General features: G+C 40.1%; 6 protein-coding genes. 1 reads left to right on the top strand and 5 read right to left on the bottom strand.

What is annotated here, in order from left to right:
* Positions 1-14 precede the first annotated feature (14 nt).
* From ACSHXM_RS00855 to recG, 3 genes are all read right to left on the bottom strand, one after another.
* On the bottom strand, positions 15-851 hold the full coding sequence (locus ACSHXM_RS00855; RefSeq protein WP_435686819.1) for a MipA/OmpV family protein: 837 nt from the start codon (positions 849-851) through the stop codon (positions 15-17).
* Between the two features lie 133 nt (positions 852-984).
* Entirely contained in the window at positions 985-1,797 is an 813-nt protein-coding gene (locus tag ACSHXM_RS00860; RefSeq protein ID WP_435686820.1) for a class I SAM-dependent methyltransferase, read from the bottom strand.
* Positions 1,784-3,859 (bottom strand): ATP-dependent DNA helicase RecG, encoded by a 2,076-nt coding sequence (gene recG / locus ACSHXM_RS00865; RefSeq protein ID WP_435686821.1) that lies wholly within the window; start codon positions 3,857-3,859, stop codon positions 1,784-1,786. The genes ACSHXM_RS00860 and recG overlap by 14 nt, the downstream gene beginning before the upstream one ends.
* A 154-nt stretch (positions 3,860-4,013) precedes the next feature.
* Between recG and ACSHXM_RS00870 the strand changes: the two genes are divergently transcribed.
* Entirely contained in the window at positions 4,014-4,496 is a 483-nt protein-coding gene (locus tag ACSHXM_RS00870) for a nuclear transport factor 2 family protein (RefSeq protein WP_435686822.1), read from the top strand.
* A 34-nt stretch (positions 4,497-4,530) separates the two neighbouring features.
* Here the strand turns inward: ACSHXM_RS00870 and ACSHXM_RS00875 are convergent, their stop codons facing one another.
* Positions 4,531-5,160 carry a peroxiredoxin-like family protein gene (locus ACSHXM_RS00875; RefSeq protein ID WP_435686823.1) on the bottom strand — a complete coding sequence of 210 codons (630 nt, stop codon included), beginning with the start codon at positions 5,158-5,160 and terminating at the stop codon, positions 4,531-4,533.
* 72 nt (positions 5,161-5,232) lie between these two features.
* A partial coding sequence (locus ACSHXM_RS00880; protein WP_435686824.1) for a LytR/AlgR family response regulator transcription factor occupies positions 5,233-6,342 on the bottom strand: 1,110 nt, incomplete at its 5' end.

Raw genomic sequence — 6,342 nt, forward strand, 5'->3', positions numbered from 1 at the left:
ATTACGCCCCTATCCTAAAAAACGTAACTGATACTAGTACTAACAGACATGGCATCTGACCTGTCGTTGATAAACAGCGGGCTCTTATCGTCATCTCCAATGACACTGCCATAACGCGTCGTTGCTCTAAACACCCAATCTTCAGAAATAGGATAAGTGACACCCGCTTCTGCCGTAAATCCTAATTTGTCTTCACCCTCAAAAGCCTCAAAGTTAGTTCTGGCGGCTTCTTCTTGACTCACTCCTAAATAATAATCAACAAACTTGGAATCGTTGTAATTCAAACCCAACATGCCATGAAAATTCCAATTACGATATTGCCAGTTTCTGCCAACTAACGCCGACGCTGATGTACCTTTACTTTTACCAGCAATATCGTGTCTAACACTCAACTGAATCGTATTGCCAGCAAAGTATCCAGTAGCTCGGCCACCAGCCATTATGGAGACCTTTCTGTCCTCTAACCCGATAAACCTGTCGTCCAAGTCTTCCCCAAGGCCATTACCAATAGGAGTAAGTAAAAGATCAAATGACCAACTTTTGGAATGATATGCGTTATAACCTAAAACAAAGGGTGTCTGGCTCTCACCATATAAATCTACGAAAAAGCCGTTCCAATTGTAACTTCCGTTAATAACCACACCCAAACCCGAATAATCATCATCGTCTTCTTTGGTTAAACTCGCCCCTTTACCTGCATGTGCTGATAAACCTAATTCAAAATAGTTTTCTGGCTCACTATTAATTTCGGTATTGTTACGTAACGAATGTGAAATATCTGCCGCTAGGCCAGTGGTTGCAGTCCCTAAGGTGATTAGTGCTAAAACTAGTTGTTTAGTTAAATTTTTCATGTGTATCTATCCTTTTTTGTAAAACACCTAGGCATTATATTTTCCATGGTTGCCTAATTGCGTAACAAGATACAGCGTCTGTAACAAAATGTAGCGAGCCGTCATGTTCAGTCTCAACAATATCTTGGAATAGTTAACCCCGTGGCAATTCCGTCAGATATATATCAAAGCGATTGGCTTTACCCTTCATTTCAATATTAGGTTTTTTGTCTGCTAAATAAGGAGCGCCTGAAGGCCGTTTAACCACCACTCGTTTTTTTGCAAGTAACAAGGCTGGCTTCAATAACCTATCCGCATCCTCATCTGGACCCAGTAATAGCTGAAATAGTCGCATTTCTTTTTTCACCGCGGCACTCTTTTTGCGATGAGGGAACATAGGATCGAGATACACTACATCGGGGACCTTTTCTGGAGACCGTGTTTGCCAGTCTGCTAATAACTCATAAGCCACACCATGATGAAGGTGCATACGTAGAGGTAGCCAGTTTGACAAGCTTTCATCCTGAGTTGCACGGTGTAAACCATCCGCTAACAAAGCTGCAACCGCGGGGGAGCGCTCTATCATGTCAACGGTACAACCTAGACTAGCTAACACAAATGCATCTCGCCCTAAGCCAGCGGTGGCATCTAAAATACGTATTGCAGCTTGCCCTTTGATCCCTACTGCTTTAGCAATGGCTTCTTTTTTACCACCACCATGCAAACGTCTAAAAGTTAAGGCGTCTGAAGCGAAATCAACGAATACCGCCCCTACTTTTGGTTCATCTAGTTGGCGTAATTCCAATTGATTGGCTTGCTGAATAAGAGCCAAACCTGAATCTAAACCTGTTTGATAACACAAGCCCCACGCCTGCGCAGTTTGTTTAGCCTGATCTATCACTTCAGCTGTTGCTTCCGCAGTCGTGGTGATTTTGATTGTTGAATATGAGTTATCAAGCATGACCATATTGCTCTTTGTGACCCAACCAACGATTAATAATAGCTTGGGCATTCGCTGGGTAAGCTTGCCATAAATGATCTGCAATATTTTGCACTTGGGGGATCAGTTCTGCATCTCGGACTAAATCGGCAATTTTTAAATCTGCCAAGCCTGTTTGTTTGGTGCCTAATAATTCCCCCGGCCCTCGTATTTCTAAATCTTGTTGAGCGATATAAAACCCATCGTTCGATTCACGTAACACCGCTAAACGTTTGTTTGCTGTTTTTGATAGTGGACTTTGATACATAAGCACACAATGACTTTCAACCGAACCTCGGCCTACTCTTCCGCGTAATTGATGTAACTGCGCTAACCCCAATCGTTCGGGGTTTTCTATTATCATTAAACTGGCATTTGGCACATCTACTCCAACTTCTATAACAGTGGTAGCCACTAATAAGTCTAACTTTCCTTGTTTGAAGTCATCCATAATCTGTTGCTTTTCATCAGATTTTAACCTGCCATGAACTAAGCCGACTTTTAATTCTGGCAACGCTGTACGTAACAAGATTGCAGTGTCTTCTGCAGCTTGGCTTTGCAAGAATTCGGATTCATCAATTAGTGTACACACCCAATAGGTTTGGCGACCATGCTGCACACTTGCATCTCTTACTCGTGTAATCACTTCTTCTCGACGAGTATCAGGTAACACGACTGTTTTTACCGGTGTTCGCCCGGGGGGCAATTCATCGATGATCGACGTATTTAAATCAGCATAAGCTGTCATGGCTAACGTTCTAGGGATAGGTGTAGCAGTCATTATCAGCTGATGAGGAAACGCGCCTTGTGACTCGCCTTTTTCTCTCAGTGCCAAACGCTGATGTACACCAAACCTATGCTGTTCATCTACTATCACCAAAGCTAAACGGTTAAACACGACTGTTTCTTGGAAAATCGCATGGGTACCAATCAATATATCTATTTCGCCAGACTGCAATGAAGTGAGTACTTGCTCTCTAACTTTACCTTTCAACTTTCCGGCTAACCAGCCCACCTTTACGCCTAAAGGTTCAAACCACTGACGAAAGTTATTTGCATGTTGTTCTGCGAGTAGTTCTGTAGGCGCCATCAAACCTACTTGATATCCACTAGCAATGGCAGATAGAGCGGCTAACGCCGCTACTAAGGTCTTGCCAGATCCAACATCACCTTGAACTAAGCGCATCATGGGGTAACTTTGTTGCATATCGTTTTGTATATCGGCCACTACCCGATGCTGAGCACCAGTAGGCTGAAATGGTAAACTAGCTAAAAATTGCTGCAATATTTTGGCGCCCGCTGCAATTGGGTACGAAGCCTGTTTTTGACTTTGCTGACGCACTTTTAACACACTCAAGTGATGAGCCAATAACTCTTCCATCACTAATCTTTGTTGAGCCGGGTGTTTGCCTTCTTCTAGTAACGCTAACGTCACATCGGGCGGCGGCCTATGCACTAGTAAAAGCGCATCTACCAAACTAACTTGTTGTTGATAAAGGCCTTCAGGAAGCAGTTCAGCCAAGCCCCCTTTTTTTAAAAGCTTTAGCGCCTGCTCAGTTAAGTTTCGTAAAGTAAGTTGTTTGATACCTTCGGTTGCAGGATAAACTGGGGTAAGAGATTCTTGCATTTGATCAGGTTTATCCGCTCTAACCGTTTTGTATTCAGGGTGCATGATTTCCAACCCATGCTTACCAGCTTTCACTTCACCAAAACAACGAATGGTTGACCCTACTGCTAGATTGTTTTTTTGAGCCGCTGAAAAATGGAAAAACCTTAACGTGACTGTACCTGTGCCGTCACTAATGCGCACAATCAACATACGCTTACGTCCAAACTGCACGTCACATGACATCACTTCACCTTGAATACTTGTGTGAAGATGGGGGATCAAATCAGCAATAGGATAAATGCGAGTACGATCTTCGTAGCGAAGAGGCAAGTGAAACAATAAATCTTGCACAGAAGATATGGACAACTTCAAAAAGTTTTCAGCCACTCGACTGCCTACACCTTTCAATTCTGTAATAGGTGTTTGAGCTAATCCTTGCACAAGACTTTTTGCCCCAACAGTTTGGCTATAAAGTTATTCATTAATCAAAGAGTTAAATAAGATAAAAGTTATGCCCATATAATCAAAGAATTAGCGATATGAATCAAGCTAATATACTCTCAAAATCAAAGTCCAATGTTTGTTAAGGAAAATCATGAAATTGAAACACTTTTTACTTGGCTGTTTATTACTCACCTGCGCGTTATCAAGTATTGCGGATCCACTTCAGAAAGTTAATCAAACCTTAGATAATTTCCATCAGGCGGCCAGCGAAGCGCGTTTAAAGGATTACTTTTCATTGTTAACTGAACACGCGGTATTTATTGGAACTGACGCTACAGAACGTTGGAATAAAGACCAATTTTATCAGTTTGCTAAGCCTTACTTTGACCAAGGAAAAGGCTGGTCTTATACGCCTAAGAATCGTCATATTTACTTTTCAAACAACAAACAAATAGCGTGGTTTGACGAAATGGTAACAAACAAAAACTTTTGTGAATGTAGAGGAACGGGCGTACTAGAGTTAACTGATTCAGGATGGAAAATTAGCCAATACCATCTCACAATCCCCGTACCTAATGATTTAGCGAAAGACCTAGTGAAAAAAATAACGAAAAAAGTTCGCGAAAAAAATTAGGGTTGCAGATCACAACCCCAAGTAGAAAGTTTATTTATAATGACAATTTGGCTGCTTGATACAAAAGCTCAGGAGATATGCGAGTTTTTGTATCGGGATTAACATAGTTAAATTTCACCACACCATTTTTATCTAAAATAAATACAGCTGGTGCTGGCAATACTGCTGAGCCCGAGGTTTTATCACTCGTTAAGTTAATATCCCACTTAGATTTATACATTTCACGCTTCTCATCGGCAATATAATAACCAATACCAAACCCACTAATGACCTCTAACTCAGCATCTGAATAAAGTTTAACTGAAAATTTAGTCTGCAACTTTTGCTCTTGAAGCTGAGCAGGCGTTTCCGGTGAGATAGCTAATATTTGGTAACCTAACTCATCTAACTTTTGTTCAATGTCTTTTAGCCCTGCAAGTTGACGATTACAGTAAGGGCACCAACCTCCACGATAAAAAATAAGCACACTGGGTTTGCTCATAGTCAGCGCTTTTAGACTAACAGGATCACCATCAACGGTTAACAACTTACTTTTAGGCGCTACTTGCCCATTAAGTAACGGGGTCACATTTTGCACCGAATCAGCTATTTTTGAGCGATCTAATGCAAAGCTTGAAAAACTACAAAAAGCGCCAAGGCAAACTAACAGCAATAATTTTTTCATAAATGATTCCAATGATTTTGAGGTCTATAATGATGTAAGCAGAAGACCTACAACCCTAATAATTAATTTCAACTAACATACCTTTCCCCTAACCATAGGCATAAATCGGCGACTCACGGGCACTTTTTCTTGATTTTTCAAAAGTAAATATGCATTACTGCTTGCCTGATTATCTAGCGTTGTAACCGCGCTGCGTAAGCTTTGCACTTTATCTAAATTAACAACATATGACCTATGTACTTTGAGAAATACACTGGGTAATTGAACTGCCAACGACTTTAAACTGCCGCTAAATAAATGACATTGACCGTCTAATAGATAAATTTCCACATAGTCACCGGATGCTTTGCAATAACCAATACTATTTGTATCCAATACATCAACCTTTCCTGCACTGGTTAAACGTAATTTACTTGGCGCCTGTTCTTGTTCTAATTGTTCGAGCGTAAATTGTAATTTAGCAATTTGATTTTGTTCTTCTAAGCGTTTTGCTTGCTCTGCGACTAAATTTCTAGCTTGTTGTATAAACAAGTAACACAGCATAAAAGTAATAATGTAATAGAATAATAAATCGTGAAATGCCTCTAATGTAAGCAAAATAGTCACAGAAAAAACACTAAAAGCGGCAAACTGACTAAAAGATGATAAATCTCGATATTTATAAAATTGTACCAACATTAAGTAACTTGCGAATAAAGTTGGTACCAAAATAGCGCCTGCGGTTTTAACATCAAATCCAGGAGTAATAACAACGATTAATAACGATAGTAATACGCAAGCACTCGTCCAAAGAAAAAATTGAGTTTTAGCCACATTTTTCACCACATAAATCAATAAGCACCATCCAAACCCTAAGGCGCAAATCACTATCGCCATTAATCGTAGATCATGAAAAGGATATGCATAATTGAATAATCCCCGAGACATTTCAGACAACAATTGACCCAATACAAATAGATTCATTAATAAAAACAACAAAGTCTGACCTTTGTTTTTTTGCAATATGGTTAATGCCGTAAAATACATTGCTCCTAGCAATAAAATTCCTAAAAGTGGCAGGGAATAAATCTGATTTCTATTGAAAAAACTGTCTATGGGTAAATTTTCACTGATGCCCACAAAATGTAGAGGATTTCTCAAGGACATAAAACCATGATGAGACGACATTTTAATGACTAACGC

It is taken from the genome of Paraglaciecola sp., from assembly GCF_051252315.1.
Classification (GTDB): domain Bacteria; phylum Pseudomonadota; class Gammaproteobacteria; order Enterobacterales; family Alteromonadaceae; genus Paraglaciecola.